The 13960-nt window shown below is 72.5% G+C and carries 9 protein-coding genes; 6 read left to right on the top strand and 3 right to left on the bottom strand.

Going from position 1 to position 13960, the window contains the following annotated elements:
- Positions 1 to 69: 69 nt before the first annotated feature.
- Complete coding sequence (gene mads6 / locus Pta02_RS06560; RefSeq protein ID WP_203873776.1) at positions 70 to 1548, top strand: methylation-associated defense system protein kinase MAD6; 1479 nt, start codon at positions 70 to 72, stop codon at positions 1546 to 1548.
- 87 nt (positions 1549 to 1635) lie between these two features.
- Here mads6 and Pta02_RS06555 read toward each other — a convergent pair whose 3' ends face one another.
- The 3 genes from Pta02_RS06555 to Pta02_RS06545 form a co-directional block, all read right to left on the bottom strand.
- Entirely contained in the window at positions 1636 to 1809 is a 174-nt protein-coding gene (locus Pta02_RS06555; RefSeq protein WP_203873775.1) for a hypothetical protein, read from the bottom strand.
- Positions 1810 to 1875: 66 nt separating this feature from the next.
- Complete coding sequence (locus Pta02_RS06550) at positions 1876 to 2814, bottom strand: diacylglycerol/lipid kinase family protein (protein WP_203873774.1); 939 nt, start codon at positions 2812 to 2814, stop codon at positions 1876 to 1878.
- Between the two features lie 84 nt (positions 2815 to 2898).
- Complete coding sequence (locus Pta02_RS06545) at positions 2899 to 5691, bottom strand: immune inhibitor A domain-containing protein (protein WP_203873773.1); 2793 nt, start codon at positions 5689 to 5691, stop codon at positions 2899 to 2901.
- A 206-nt stretch (positions 5692 to 5897) separates the two neighbouring features.
- Between Pta02_RS06545 and Pta02_RS06540 the strand changes: the two genes are divergently transcribed.
- From Pta02_RS06540 to Pta02_RS06520, 5 genes are all read left to right on the top strand, one after another.
- Entirely contained in the window at positions 5898 to 7259 is a 1362-nt protein-coding gene (locus tag Pta02_RS06540; RefSeq protein WP_203873772.1) for an FAD-binding oxidoreductase, read from the top strand.
- 123 nt (positions 7260 to 7382) lie between these two features.
- On the top strand, positions 7383 to 9260 hold the full coding sequence (locus Pta02_RS06535; protein WP_239129743.1) for a serine/threonine-protein kinase: 1878 nt from the start codon (positions 7383 to 7385) through the stop codon (positions 9258 to 9260).
- 166 nt (positions 9261 to 9426) lie between these two features.
- Positions 9427 to 10959 (top strand): acyl-CoA carboxylase subunit beta, encoded by a 1533-nt coding sequence (locus Pta02_RS06530; RefSeq protein ID WP_239129756.1) that lies wholly within the window; start codon positions 9427 to 9429, stop codon positions 10957 to 10959.
- 5 nt (positions 10960 to 10964) lie between these two features.
- Positions 10965 to 13085 (top strand): acetyl/propionyl/methylcrotonyl-CoA carboxylase subunit alpha, encoded by a 2121-nt coding sequence (locus Pta02_RS06525; RefSeq protein WP_203873770.1) that lies wholly within the window; start codon positions 10965 to 10967, stop codon positions 13083 to 13085.
- Positions 13086 to 13119: 34 nt separating this feature from the next.
- Complete coding sequence (locus tag Pta02_RS06520) at positions 13120 to 13944, top strand: enoyl-CoA hydratase-related protein (protein ID WP_203873769.1); 825 nt, start codon at positions 13120 to 13122, stop codon at positions 13942 to 13944.
- The last annotated feature ends 16 nt before the right edge of the window (positions 13945 to 13960 follow it).

Below are 13960 nucleotides of genomic sequence, written 5' to 3'. Positions count from 1 at the left end.
CCGTGACAATGGGAACCTTGTTCCGTTGAGGTTCCGTTGGGATCACGGTGAGAGAGGCGGCGCGCTCGGATGGCACAGATCGTCGGTGGCGGACGCCCGGTCAACGACGCCGAGCGACGGGTGATCGCGCACCTGCGGGACAACGCGCCGCACGACTGGCTGCTGCTGCACAACATCGAGGTGCCGCGCGACGACGACGTCTTCGAGGTCGACCTGATCGTGCTGACGGGTCACGCGCTCTGCGTGATCGACGTCAAGGGCACGCGCGGCCGGATCGAGGTGTCGGGCACGCGCTGGTTCCCGGCCCGGCGCAGCGCGTTCGGGTCCCCGGTGACCAAGCTCCGGGGCAACGGCCGGGCGCTCAAAGGGCTGCTCATGCGCGAGCGCCGCGAGCTGGAGCGGGTGTACGTCGACAGCGTCGTCGTGCTGACCGGCCCGGACGCCCAGCTGGTCGACCCGGCCGGCCGCGACTCGCGGCACGTCACCGACCTGACGGGCCTGATCGGCACGCTCGGCGACGTCTCCCGGGTCAGGCGCGGCTACAGCACCGACGTCACGCCGTACCGCACGGCGATCATCGAGGCGCTGAACGGCAGCGTGCGCCGCTCCACCGCGCCGCCCAGGTTCGGCAACTGGGAGGTCGAGGAGGAGCTCGGCGGCGACAACCGGGTCACCGAGTACCGGGCGATCAACGCGACCGTGCCGGGCAGCGAGACGGTCCTGCTGCGGGTCTACCGGGCCGACCCGCTGGCCGACCCCGAGCCCAGGGCGGCCGAGCGGCGGCTGATCGCCAACGCCTACCAGTCCCTGACCCGGATCCCGCCGCACCCGTGCGTCGTGCGCTCCCGGGACTTCTTCGCGATCGACGACGAGAGCAGATTCGTCCTGGTCCTGGACGACGTGCACGGCCGGGCGCTGCACCTGTACCTCGGCGGCTCCGGGCGCGACGCCCTCTCGACCGCGGCCAGGCTCGACGTCGTGGCGGACATGCTGCGCGGGCTCGCCCACGTCCACGCCAACAACGTCGTGCACCGGGCGCTCAGCCCCGCCTGCGTGCTGGTGGCCGAGGGCGGCCACGCGATGCTGACCGGCTTCGACTACGCCAAGCCCGGTCCGCGGGCGCACACCGTGGCCAACGAGCTGCCCAACGTGCTGGACACCCACTACGTGGCCCCGGAGTGCCAGGCCAGGCCGGAGCTGATGACGGCGGCCTCCGACGTCTACGCGGCCGGGGTGATCGCCTTCCAGCTGCTGACGGGCGCGCTGCCGCCGGCGAGCCCGGACGCGGGGACCGCGACGGGCGGCGTCGCCCCCGAGGTCATGGACCTGCTGCGCCGCATGCGCGACCACGCCCCGGCCAAGCGGCCCTCGGCCGCCGAGGCGCTGGCCGCCCTGGTGCGGGCCGGAGGCGGGCCCGTGAGCGGACCCGGGGCGCAGGACCCCGCGCCGCCGCAGACCTGGGCGCCCCCCGCCCCGCCGCAGGAGCCGCCCGCCCGGTTGAGCGGGTTCCGGCGGACCCTGCGCCGCATCACCGGCAAGGGTGATTGAGAGGCCGTCCCGCCGTGTCCGCAGTCGGCTGGACGGCCCCGTCGTGGCCGCGCCGGCCGGTCCCGCGACCGGCCGGTCCGGCGGCGGTCAGTACGGCCTGCGGTTGACGGAACGGCTCTGGCCGCCGCGGAAGCGGCTGATGAGCCGGCGCACCTTCTGCTGGTTGCGCGGATCGCGCGCCATCGTCTTGGCCTTCTCGAGGTTCCTGCGCCCCTGCGGGGTGCTCAGGTAGCTGCGGATACGGGATATCAGGGATGCCATGTCTCCTCCATCGACTGTGATGGACGGCTACCCGGATGAACGCGCTTCAACCACCCGGGCCGCGCGTCAGGAGTCGACGAAGCTCTCCGGGACCATCACGCGCAGGCCGTTGGGAACGGTCCTGACCGTGATCGGGGTCAGCAGGCGCACCTCGCCGTCGACGTCGGCGGCCATCGGAGGATCGGTCTCCAGGTATATCTCGGTGCCGACGACGAAGGGCCCGCCGGCGAGGCTGCGCCAGCGGCCGGTGCTGGCCCGCACCAGGGTCTCCAGCAGCAGCCGCAGGCGCTTGCCCGAGCCGAGCTGGTAGGCGACCAGCATGCCGTTGTCGATGCTGATGTCCTTGGCGACCTGCCAGCCGCCGTGGAAGCGGCCGTTGGCGATGTTGAGCTGGTGGGTGAGCAGCTCGTGGCGCTTGCCGTTCACCGTGAGGAAGGCGCGGAAGGGCCGGTGGCCGGGCAGGATGGTCAGGGCGGTGAGCGGGTAGGCGGCCCGGCCCAGGATGCGCTTGAGCCAGGGCCTGACCTTCCCGGCCACCTCGACCGAGACGCCGAAGCTGGTCAGGTTGGCGAACTCCCGGTCTCCGGCGATGCCGAGGTCGATGTCGGCGACCTTGCCGGTGCGCAGCACCCGGATCGCCCCGGCCAGATCCAGCGGCAGGCCGAGGCTGCGGGCGAAGTTGTTGGTCGTGCCCAGCGGCAGCACCCCGAGGGCGACGTCGCGGTGGGCGACGTGCTTGACCGCGGCGCTGAGCGTGCCGTCGCCGCCGCCGACGACGAGCACGTCGGGCTTGGCGTCCAGGGCCGCGTCCAGGGTGGCGCGCAGGCGCTTGGGATCGTCCACCGGGAAGACGCCGAGCAGGTCGAAGCCTTCGGAGCGCAGGATGTCCAGCACCCGGGGATAGCGGTGACGCCCGCGCCGCGAACGCGTGTTGACCACCACGCACACCCTCCGCCCGGCCCGGACGGCCTCGGTGTGCTCGGCCTTGCTGCGAAGCTCGCCCACGCTTCCCCTTCTCCCTGAGATCCTCCGGGTAAATGGTAGGGGCCCCGCAGCCTTCCGGCGGCAGGGCCCCTTGGTCGGGAACGGTTACTTCTTGGGCGGGGTCACCTGGATGATCACGCCGAGGTTGGCCGGGAGCGGGGCGACCAGCTTGAGCTGCACGCCCAGTTCCTTGCCCTCGTCACCGGGGTTGCCGCTGCCCAGCACGTGGCCGCCGCCGATGTCGGTGCCGTACAGCTCGGTGGCCGGGCTGCCGTCGGCGTTGACGACGCGGGTGCTGTAGGGCTGGCCGCCCTTGGACGGCACGACCGCCGAGGCGTCGCGCAGGCGGTAGTACAGGCTGCCGTCGCGGGTCTCCAGACCCGGGTACCAGGTCTTGGCGTCGGTGAAGGTCTTCACCGCCGGGAGCGCCGGGAACTTGGTGCAGTACTGGGTGAAGGGCTCACCCTCGATGCACTCGGTGAAGGGGTAGGTCTTGCCGAAGGTGAACGCCGCGTTGGAGGACTGCGGACGCGAGGGGAGGTTCTTCAGCAGCGACGGGTCCTTCGTGGCCGCCTCGCCGCTGCGGCGCAGCGGGTCGTAGTGCGAGTCGACGACGAGGATCTCGCCCTTGGGGCCGACCGAGGGCAGCTCGAAGGTGTGGGCGTCGCCGTCGTTGGCCGGGTAGGCCGCGTCGCGGTACCAGACCAGCAGACCGGGCGCGTTGTACTTGAGCTTCTCCACCTTCCAGGCGTTGGGGTGCGACCAGGTGGTGTCGTAGGCGTACTGCAGGCCCTTGTCGAAGCCGTCGAAGTTGCGCCACTCGGCCAGGTAGTACTGGACGCTCTGCAGGCTGCCGCTGTGGGTCTTCCAGCCCGCGCCGGTGGTGTCGGTGAAGGTGCCCGTGACGTTGGTCCAGCCGTTGTCGCCGCCCTCGACGTCGTCGCTCCACACCGTGGCGTCGCCGGCGGTGACGGAGAAGTCGTCGGAGAACCAGCCGGTGTCCTCGAACCCGGCGTCGGTGGCGTAGCGCAGGCGCAGCTGGACCGTCTGGCCGGCGAACGGCGACAGGTCGACGTAGTCGTGCCGCCAGCCCTGCGTGGCGCCGGTCAGGCCGTACTTCTTGGGGCCGTCCTCCGTCCGGCCGTAGTCGGACATCCGCTTGTTCGGGTCGGCGTAGTCGTCACCGGTGGAGACCAGCGCGCCGGACTCGTCGTAGATCTTCTGCTCGTTCCAGGTGGTGCCGCCGTCGGTGGAGACCTCGACGAAGCCGTAGTCCCAGTCGGCCTCGATGGCGTACTGGTTCCACATCCAGAACTTCTGGCCGGTGCCGGCCGGGACCTCGACGGTGCGGGTCAGCTTGACGTCGGCCCAGCTCTGGTCGTTGCCCGACCACCACAGCTTGGAGCCGCTGTGCGGGACGGCCATCACGGTGGTCTTGTCGGGCAGGTTCACGCGGACGCCGTCGGCGGTGTACTTCGGCGTGCGCGAGGCCTGGCCGACGGTCACCGTCTGCGTGCGGTCACCGGGGTTGACGATCTTCGGGTCCGCCCAGCCGAGCACCCACTTGGCGTACAGGCCCATGTGGGTCGGCATCGACTGGATGAGCGGGCCGGCGTGCGAGCCGGAGGACATCAGGTCCCAGAAGTCGACGCTGGTGTCGCCGCCGCCGGTGGCGTCGTAGAAGTCCGGCAGGCCCAGGTCGTGGCCGTACTCGTGCGCGACGACGCCGACGCCGGAGTCCTCGGGCTGCACGATGTAGTTGGAGATCTTCTTGTTCGTGCCCGGGATCGTGTAGCCGCCGGGGATGGCGCTGGAGTGCGCCCAGATGGCGTAGGGACCCTCGGCTCCGCCGCCACCGGACTTGTCGGCGCCGGCGTGGATGAGCACGAGGTGGTCGATCACGCCGTCCGGCTCCAGGACGTTGCCGTCGCCGTCGGCGTCGGAGGTGTCCTCGACGTCGTAGTCGGCCCAGGGGAAGTTCGGGTTCTGCGCGGCCAGCACGTTGACCGCGTCCACGCCGAGCGCGGCGGGACCCGCCGGGTTGTCGGGGTGACCGGACATGTCCTGCGCCCGGGTGCCGCAGGCGCCGGCGCCGTACCAGGCCTCCGAGTGCGGGACCTTGAGCCAGCCGATGGCCTCACCGGTGACGGTGTAGGCGCCCTTGGACATCTCCTCGTACATCTTCTTGACCGTGTAGCCGGAGATGTCGATGCCCTTGCGCCCGTCCCGGGGGTCGGTCAGGTCCATGCGCACGCGCTTGGTGATGCCCTTGTCGGAGTAGAGCATCTTGTTGTAGTGCTCCGGGCTGAAGTCCGGAACCCACATGGTGTTGTTGTCCTTGCCCGCGCCGGAGTCGGCCGGGTTGGGGATCTTGTTGTGCAGCGGGCCGTTGAGCTTGGTGCCCGGCGGCTCGGTGATGCAGTCGTTGACGTCGTCGATCGTCTTCGGCCGGCTGAAGCCGGAGAAGTCGTCGTTGGCGTTCTCGTTGAACTCCACCAGGAGGGTCAGCAGCTTGGCCTGCTGGGTCTGGCCCGCCTTCTTGAAGATGAAGTCGTAGGGGTTCTTGCCCGACCTGATCGCCCGGGTCTCCCGCGAGGCGAGCATCTTGGCGGCGACCGGGTTGCCCTCGGCGAACTTGCGGTCGTACTCCCGCGCCTGCGCCAGTCCCGAGCGCTTGGCGGACCCCGGCTGGAACCGCTCGTCGGTGGTGGTGCTGTCACTTTGGATGAGCGGATCGGCGTAGTTGATGTAGTAGTCGCTCGCCTTGGGGACGTAGCGGGCGACAGAGTCATCGGTCTGCGCCGACGCGCCGCTCACGGACAGTCCCGCGGCGGCCAGCCCGAGCACGGGCACGATCGCGAGCAGGCGCCTGCGAGCGCCTCTCCCTCTGATGGACAACGGATACCCTCCCTGCCCGGGTTCGCCGGGCGCGGACGTTCCCGGCACGCCCGATATTGCGTGCCGACCGGGACGTTAGAGGAGAGAGTAAAGGAGAAGTAAAGTCTCCGACTTATGTTGTCAAAGTGTGATCAATTGTTTATGTCTAGAAGTTGTGACATAACTGCGTTTCCTCAGGTGGGGACGGCAGGCCGTACAGTCCCCATGTGACCGCTATCGCCGAACTCACCGCCGTTCTCACGCCCGCGAAGGTGCTGACCGACCCCGATGTGACCGACTCCTACGCGCGGGACCGCACGTTCCTGGAGCCGGGCAGGCCGCTGGCCGTCGTGCTCGCCGAGAGCCGGGACGACGTCGTCGCCGTCATGCGGTGGGCGAGCGAGCACCGGGTGCCGGTCGTGCCGAGGGGGGCCGGCACGGGACTGGCCGGCGGGGCGACGGCGGCCGAGGGGTGCCTCGTGCTGGCCCTGCACCGGATGACGGCGATCAGGGAGCTGTCGCCCGCCGACGAGATCGCGGTGGTGGAGCCCGGCGTCATCACCGCCGACCTGGACCGGGCCGCCCGCGAGTTCGGGCTGATGTACGCCCCGGACCCGTCGTCCTACGAGATCTCCACGATCGGCGGCAACCTGGCCACCAACGCGGGCGGGCTGCGCTGCGTGAAGTACGGCGTGACCCGCGACTCGGCGCTCGGCCTGGAGGTCGTGCTGGCCGACGGGAGGATCCTGAACACCGGCAGGCGGACCGTCAAGGGCGTCACCGGCTACGACCTGACCGGGCTGTTCGTCGGCTCGGAGGGCACGCTCGGAGTGATCACCGCGGCCACCGTACGGCTGCGCCGCGCGCCGCTGGCCTACCCGGCGACGATCGCGGCGGAGTTCGGCTCGCCGCGCGACGCCGCGGCGGCGGTGGCGGCCATCATCGCCGACGGCTGCCAGCCGTCGCTGCTGGAGATGCTCGACCGGGCCACCCTGAAGGCCATCGACGACTGGAAGAACATCGGCCTGGAGCCGTCGGTCCAGGCGATGCTGATCGCCCAGTCGGACGCGGTGGACGGGCAGGCGGTGGCCGGGCGGATGAGCGCGCTGTGCGCGGAGAACGGGGCCTCCTTCGTCGCGGTCTCGGCCGACCGGGCGGAGGCCGAGGAGCTGATCGGCCTGCGGCGCCTGGCCTACCAGGCCAAGGAGCGGCTCGGCGCCTGCCTGGTGGAGGACGTGTGCGTGCCGCGCTCGGAACTGCCGGGCATGATCACCGCCATCGAGGAGATCGGCGCCCGGCACGGGGTGCTGATCTGCACCGTGGCCCACGCGGGCGACGGCAACCTGCATCCGGTCTTCGTCTTCGAGCACGGGCTGGCCGAGCCGCCGCCGCACGTCTGGGCCGCGGCCGACGAGGTCTTCCGCGAGGCGCTGCGCCGGGGCGGCACGCTCACCGGGGAGCACGGGGTGGGCCTGCTGAAGCGGCGCTGGCTGGCGCTGGAGACCGGGCCGGTGGCCGGGGAGATCCATCAGGGCATCAAGCAGGTGTTCGACCCCCTGGGCATCCTCAACCCGGGCAAGGCGATCTGACCCCGGGCCTCCCACCTGGCCTTCCGTCCGGGATCTCGCCGTCGTACCGATCACCCCACCCCTCACACTGGTAGCGTTCTGCCGCACATCGCCTAATTTGCAGGTATTTGCCGGGGGGTCATCGTGGTACAGCCGCTCACGGCGGAGGATCCCAGGCGGCTGGGGCCCTTCGAACTGACCGGGCGGCTCGGGGAGGGCGGCCAGGGGGTCGTCTACCTCGGACGGGGGCCGGAGGGCGAGCAGGTCGCCGTCAAGCTCCTGCACCACGGGCTGGCGGCCGACGCCGAGGCCCGTGCCCGTTTCCTGCGGGAGGTCGCGGTCGCCCGGCGCGTGGCGCGGTTCTGCACCGCCCCGGTCCTGCACGCCGACCTGGAGGGCAGCCGGCCGTACATCGTCAGCGAGTACGTGCCGGGCCCGTCCCTGCGCCAGCTCGTCGACCGGGAGGGCCCCCGGCGCGGGGCCGCGCTGGAGCGCCTGGCCGTCAGCACGGCCACCGCCCTGGCGGCGATCCACCGCGCGGGGATCCTGCACCGCGACTTCAAACCGGCCAACGTGCTGATGGGCCCCGAGGGCCCGGTGGTGATCGACTTCGGCATCGCCAGGGCGCTGGACTCCCCCGGCATGACGGCGACCGGCATGGCCATGGGCACGCCGTCCTATCTCGCGCCCGAGCAGCTCGGCGGCGGCGAGGTCACGGCCGCCGCCGACGTGTTCGCCTGGGGCGTCACGATGGCCTTCGCCGCCAGCGGGACGCCGGCGTTCGGCCAGGACTCCATCGCCACGGTGATGAACCGCATCCTGACCGTGGAACCGGACCTGAGGGGGCTGAGCGGCCCGCTGCGCGACCTGGTCGCGGCCTGCCTGTCCAAGAACCCGGCGGCGCGGCCGACCGCCGAACAGCTCGTCGCCCACCTGATGAGCGGCACGGCCCCCACCCCCGTCCCGGGCCCCGGTCCCGCGCCCGGCCACACCCCGGCCGCCGGCCTCGCGCCCGGTCCCGCCGCCGCGGACACCCGGCCCCCCGCCGCGCCGTCGCGGACGGGGGCCGCGCGGCGGCGCCCGCCCGGCCTGCTGCTGGCGGGGATCGCGGGCGCGGCGGCGCTCGGCGTGGCCGCCGGGACCGTGGTCGTCGTCCAGAACATCGAGAACGCCTCGGCGGAACGGATCGCCGCGTCGGCGGACCCGGTGGCGGGCCGGGAGCAGGACGCGCAGGCCGCCGCGGAGCCCACCCCGGACGACCCGGCCCCGGCGCAGGAGTCGACGGCCCCCGAGCCGCGCGAGGAGGTCCTCGAACCGCAGGAGGAGGAGCCCGCGCCGGTCGGCGAACTCACCGACGACCCGGGGGCCGAGCGGGAGAGCGAACCGGGCCGGCGGCCGACCGGGAGGCCGACCTCCGGCGCCGGGAACGGCACCGGCGACGACACGGAGAACGACGCCGGGGACGACGGCGGCGACGAAACCGGGAGCGGCACGCAGGACCCGACCGCGAAGCCCAGCGCGACGCCCACGTCCGGGCCCACCTCCAAGCCGACCCCTAAGCCCACCCCTAAGCCGACGCCCAAGCCGACACCGAAGCCCACCGCGACCGTCAAGCCGACCTCCAAGCCCACGGCGACCGTCAAACCGACGCCGAAGCCCACCGCGACCGTCAAGCCGACGGCCACGGCGAAGCCCAGGCCGAACCCGTACACGGCGGCGGGCGTGTGCGGAGCGGGGTTCAAGCAGATCGACTCCCACGCCCTCGGCGGCGCGACCGTCCACCTGCTCTACAACGCCACGAGCAAGCAGAACTGCGTCGTCACCATGTCCAGGTACGTGGTCCCCGGCAAGATCAAGATGAACGCGACCCTCCAGGTGCAGGGCGGGGCCTCGGCGGGCAACCCGGGCAGCTTCACCGCCTACGCGGGCCCGGTACGGCTCGCCGCGGCCAAGAAGTGCGTCATCTGGGGCGGCGTGTACGGCTCGCTGTCGTGGAAGAGCGGCTGGAGCCACTGCGGCTGACCGCAAACCCCGTGACCCGCCCTCCCTTACCGACGGGTAGCTCCGTGTGGCACGCTCTGGACCTGGGCACAGCCGGTCCGACGAGATCACCGGCTACGGCGAAGGGAGACGGTTCTTGAGCCGGTTGGACACCTCCTCGGGCGACTATCCCGCCCGGCGCGAGGCGATGCTCGCCAAACTGGCCGGCCTTGAGGCCGAGCACGCCAAGGCCGTGGCGGGCGGCGGCGAGAAGTACGTCGAACGGCACCGCCGCCGCGGCAAGCTGCTGGCCCGCGAGCGGATCGAGCTGCTCGTCGACCCCGACTCGGCGTTCCTGGAACTGTCGCCGCTGGCCGGGTGGGGCAGCGACTTCCCGGTCGGGGCGAGCGTGGTCACCGGCATCGGGGTGGTCGAGGGCGTCGAGTGCGTGATCATCGCCAACGACCCGACGGTGCGGGGCGGGGCCTCCAACCCGTGGACGCTGCGCAAGACGCTCCGCGCCGCCGACATCGCGCTGGAGAACCGGCTGCCGCTGGTCAACCTGGTCGAGTCCGGCGGCGCCGACCTGCCGACCCAGAAGGAGATCTTCATCCCCGGCGGGCGGATCTTCCGCGACCTGACCCGGCTGAGCGCCGCCGGGATCCCGACGATCGCCCTGGTGTTCGGCAACTCCACCGCCGGGGGCGCCTACGTGCCAGGGATGAGCGACCACGTGGTCATGGTGCGCGAGCGCGCGAAGGTCTTCCTGGGCGGCCCGCCGCTGGTGAAGATGGCCACCGGCGAGGAGGCCGACGACGAGTCCCTGGGCGGCGCCGAGATGCACGCCCGCGTCTCCGGCCTGGCCGACCACCTGGCGGCCGACGAGCACGACGCCCTGCGGATCGGGCGGCGGATCGTGCGCGGCCTCAACTGGGTCAAGCGCGGCCGCGCCGCGGGAGCCGTACGCGATCCGCTGCACGAGGAGGACGAGCTGCTCGGGATCGTGCCGGAGGACCTGCGCATCCCGTTCGACCCGCGCGAGGTGATCGTGCGGATCGTGGACGGCAGCGAGTTCGAGGAGTTCAAACCGCTGTACGGCGCCAGCCTGGTCACTGGATGGGCCCGGCTGCACGGCTATCCGGTCGGGATCCTGGCCAACGCGCGGGGAGTGCTGTTCAGCGAGGAGGCCCAGAAGGCCGCCCAGTTCATCCAGCTGGCGAACCAGACGCGCACGCCGCTGCTCTTCCTGCAGAACACGACCGGTTACATGGTCGGCCGGGAGTACGAGCAGGGCGGCATCATCAAGCACGGCGCCATGATGATCAATGCGGTCTCCAACTCGACCGTCCCGCACCTCACCGTCGTCATGGGCGCCTCCTACGGCGCGGGCAACTACGGGATGTGCGGCCGGGCCTACGACCCCCGCTTCCTGTTCACCTGGCCGAGCGCGAAGTCGGCCGTCATGGGCCCCGCCCAGCTGGCCGGGGTGCTGTCCATCGTCGGCCGGGCCGCGGCCGAGGCACGCGGGCAGGTCTACGACGAGGAAGCGGACGCGGCGATGCGGGCGATGGTCGAGACGCAGATCGAGACCGAGTCCCTGCCGTTCTTCCTGTCCGGCCGGCTCTACGACGACGGCGTCATCGACCCCCGTGACACCCGCACCGTCCTGGGCCTGTGCCTGTCGGCCGTCAACAGCGCCCCCGTCCCCGAGCCCGCCGGCTTCGGCGTCTTCCGGATGTGACCGTCATGATCACACGTTTGCTCGTCGCGAACCGGGGCGAGATCGCCCGCCGTGTCTTCCGCAGCTGCCGCGATCTCGGCATCGAGACCGTCGCGGTCTTCTCCGACGCCGACGCCGGCGCGCCGCACGCCGCCGAGGCCGACCACGCCGTACGGCTCCCCGGCGCCCGGCCCGCCGACACCTACCTGTCGATCGAGAAGGTCGTCGAGGCCGCCCGGCGCAGTGGCGCGGACGCCGTCCATCCCGGCTACGGCTTCCTGTCGGAGAACGCCGCCTTCGCGCGCGCCGTCCTCGACGCCGGTCTGACCTGGGTGGGCCCGAGCCCTGCGTCCATCGCCGCGATGGGCTCCAAGATCGAGGCCAAGGCCCTCATGTCCGCCGCCGGCGTCCCCACCCTCCCCAGCCTCACCCTCCCCAGCCTCACCCTCCCCGGCCTCACCGTCCCCGCCGCGGACTCCCCCACCGGGGGCGCGGCCGGGGGATGGCCGTACCCGCTGCTGGTCAAGGCGTCGGCGGGCGGCGGCGGCCGGGGGATGCGGATCGTCCGCGCGCCCGGCGACCTCGGCGGGGCGATCGAGGCGGCGCGGCGGGAGGCGGAGTCGGCCTTCGGCGACGGGACGGTCTTCGTCGAACCGCTGCTGGAGGACGCCCGGCACATCGAGGTGCAGATCCTGGCCGACGGGCACGGGACGGTCTGGGCGCTGGGCGAGCGGGAGTGCTCGATCCAGCGGCGGCACCAGAAGGTGATCGAGGAGGCGCCCTCCCCGGCGGTCTCCTCCGAGCTGCGGGCGCGCCTGTGCGAGGCGGCGGTCAGGGCGGCCCGGGCCATCGGCTACGTCGGCGCGGGCACCGTGGAGTTCCTCGTCAAGGACGACACCGTCGCGTTCCTGGAGATGAACACCCGCCTTCAGGTGGAGCACCCGGTCACCGAGTGCGTCTACGGCCTCGACCTGGTCGAGCTCCAGATCCGGATCGCCGAGGGGGCCGAGCTCCCGCCGGCTCCCCCTGAGCCCCGCGGCCACGCCGTCGAGGTGCGCCTGTACGCCGAGGACCCCGCCTGCGACTGGCGCCCGCAGAGCGGCGTCCTGCACCGCTTCGACGTCCCCGGCGCGGGCGTCCGCTTCTCCCCCCTCTCCCGCGGCCTGCGCCTGGACTCCGGCGTCGAGGACGGCTCGGAGATCGGCGTGCACTACGACCCGATGCTCGCCAAGGTCGTCGCCCACGGCGAGACCCGCGCCGAGGCCGTGCGCAGGCTGTCCGGCGCCCTGGCCCGAGCGAGGATCCACGGCCCCGTCACCAACCGGGACCTGCTGGTGCGCGTCCTGCGCCACGAGGCGTTCCTGGCGGGCGAGACCGACACCGGCTTCCTGGACCGGCACGCCGCCGTCCTCGGCCTCACCGGGCCGGAGTCCTCGGGCGCGGGCTCCGGCAGCGATCCCGGCGATCTTCCAGGAGCTCCGCGGGACGCCGAGGGCGGAGAGACCCGCCATGACGCCGGGGCGTCCGCCGTGCCGCTGTCCGCTCTGGCCGCCGCGCTGGCCCAGGCCGCCGCGAACCGGGCGGCGGCCGCCGTACAGGCCGGGCTGCCCGGCGGCTGGCGCAACGTGCCGTCCCAGCCGCAGCGCGTGTCCTTCACCGTCGGCGGGGAGCGGGCGGGCGACGGGGCGGACCCGGCGGTGTGGGCGGTGGACTACCGGCTCACCAGGGACGGCCTGCGCGCCGAGGGCTTCCCGGACACCGTCCTCGTCGCCGCCGCGCCGGGTGAGGTCGTCCTGGAGACCTCCGGCGTACGGCGCCGCTTCGAGGTCGCCCGCTACGACGGCGTGACATATGTGGACTCCTCCCTGGGCGCCGTACGGCTCACGCCCCTGCCCCGCCTGCCCGAGCCGGTCGAGCACCTGGCGCCGGGCTCCCTGATCGCGCCCATGCCCGGTACGGTGCTGCGCGTCGGGGTCGAGCCCGGCGAGCCGGTCGCCGCGGGCCAGGTGGTCGTGGTGCTGGAGGCGATGAAGATGGAACACCGCATCACCGCGCCCGCCGAGGGCACGGTCAAGGAACTGAACGTGACGCCCGGCCGCCAGGTCGAGGCGGGGGCCGTACTGGCCGTCATCGAGGAACGGACATGAGCGCCGCGCGGCGCCGGAGGACGGAGCGAGCCGGGTGAACAGGGACGGGGGCTGGCCGGTGGAACGGCTGGTGCACAAGGAGGTGTCCGGCGGGATCGCGACGATCACGCTCGACTCCCCGCGCAACCGCAACGCGCTGTCGGTGCGCCTGCTCGGGGATCTGGAGGACCGGCTCAACTGGGCGCTGGCCGAGGAGAGCGTGCGGGTGATCGTGCTCACCGGGACCGGGCCGGTGTTCTGCGCCGGAGCCGACCTGAAGGAGCAGCGCGTCGAGCCCGGCAACGCGCACGAGGCGCCGGTGACCGCCTCGTTCCCGGAGATCATGAGCATGATCTGGAACAGCCCCAAGCCGGTCATCTGCCGCCTGAACGGCACGGCGCGCGCCGGCGGGCTCGGCCTGGTCGCCGCGTGCGACTTCGCCGTCGCGCCGGACTCGGCGTCGTTCGCGTTCACCGAGGTCCGGCTGGGCGTGGTGCCCGCGATGATCTCGGTGACCGTGCTGCGGCGGCTCGATCCCCGGGCCGCGGCCGAGTACCTGCTGACCGGCGAGACCTTCGACGCCGCCCGCGCCCAGGAGATCGGCCTGCTGACCCGGGCCGTCCCCGCCGGGGAACTGGACGCCACGGTCGCCCGCTACGCGGACATGCTGCTGCGCGGCGGCCCCGAGGCGCTGGCGATCACCAAGCAGCTGGTCCGGCAGGTGCCGTCGCTCTCCGTCGAGGAGGGCATGCAGCGGATGGCCGAGCTGTCGGCCCAGCGGTTCACCTCCGCCGAGGGCCAGGAGGGCATCGCCGCCTTCATGGACAAGCGCCCCGCCGCCTGGATCCCGGCCCCTGCCGTGCAACCGCCCCGCGAGTGACGCACGAAGCACTGGC

This window comes from Paraplanobispora takensis (genome assembly GCF_016863195.1).
GTDB lineage: Bacteria > Actinomycetota > Actinomycetes > Streptosporangiales > Streptosporangiaceae > Planobispora > Planobispora takensis.
The sequence above is the reverse complement of the archived record's forward strand: the minus strand, read 5'-3'. Positions and strand labels throughout refer to the sequence as shown.

Bases quoted from the DNA above. Each gene is read 5' to 3' on its own strand.
- mads6 (WP_203873776.1), top strand. From the start codon at position 70: ATGGCACAGATCGTCGGTGGCGGACGCCCGGTCAACGACGCCGAGCGA.
- Pta02_RS06555 (WP_203873775.1), bottom strand. From the start codon at position 1,809: ATGGCATCCCTGATATCCCGTATCCGCAGCTACCTGAGCACCCCGCAG.
- Pta02_RS06530 (WP_239129756.1), top strand. From the start codon at position 9,427: ATGCTCGCCAAACTGGCCGGCCTTGAGGCCGAGCACGCCAAGGCCGTG.
- Pta02_RS06525 (WP_203873770.1), top strand. From the start codon at position 10,965: ATGATCACACGTTTGCTCGTCGCGAACCGGGGCGAGATCGCCCGCCGT.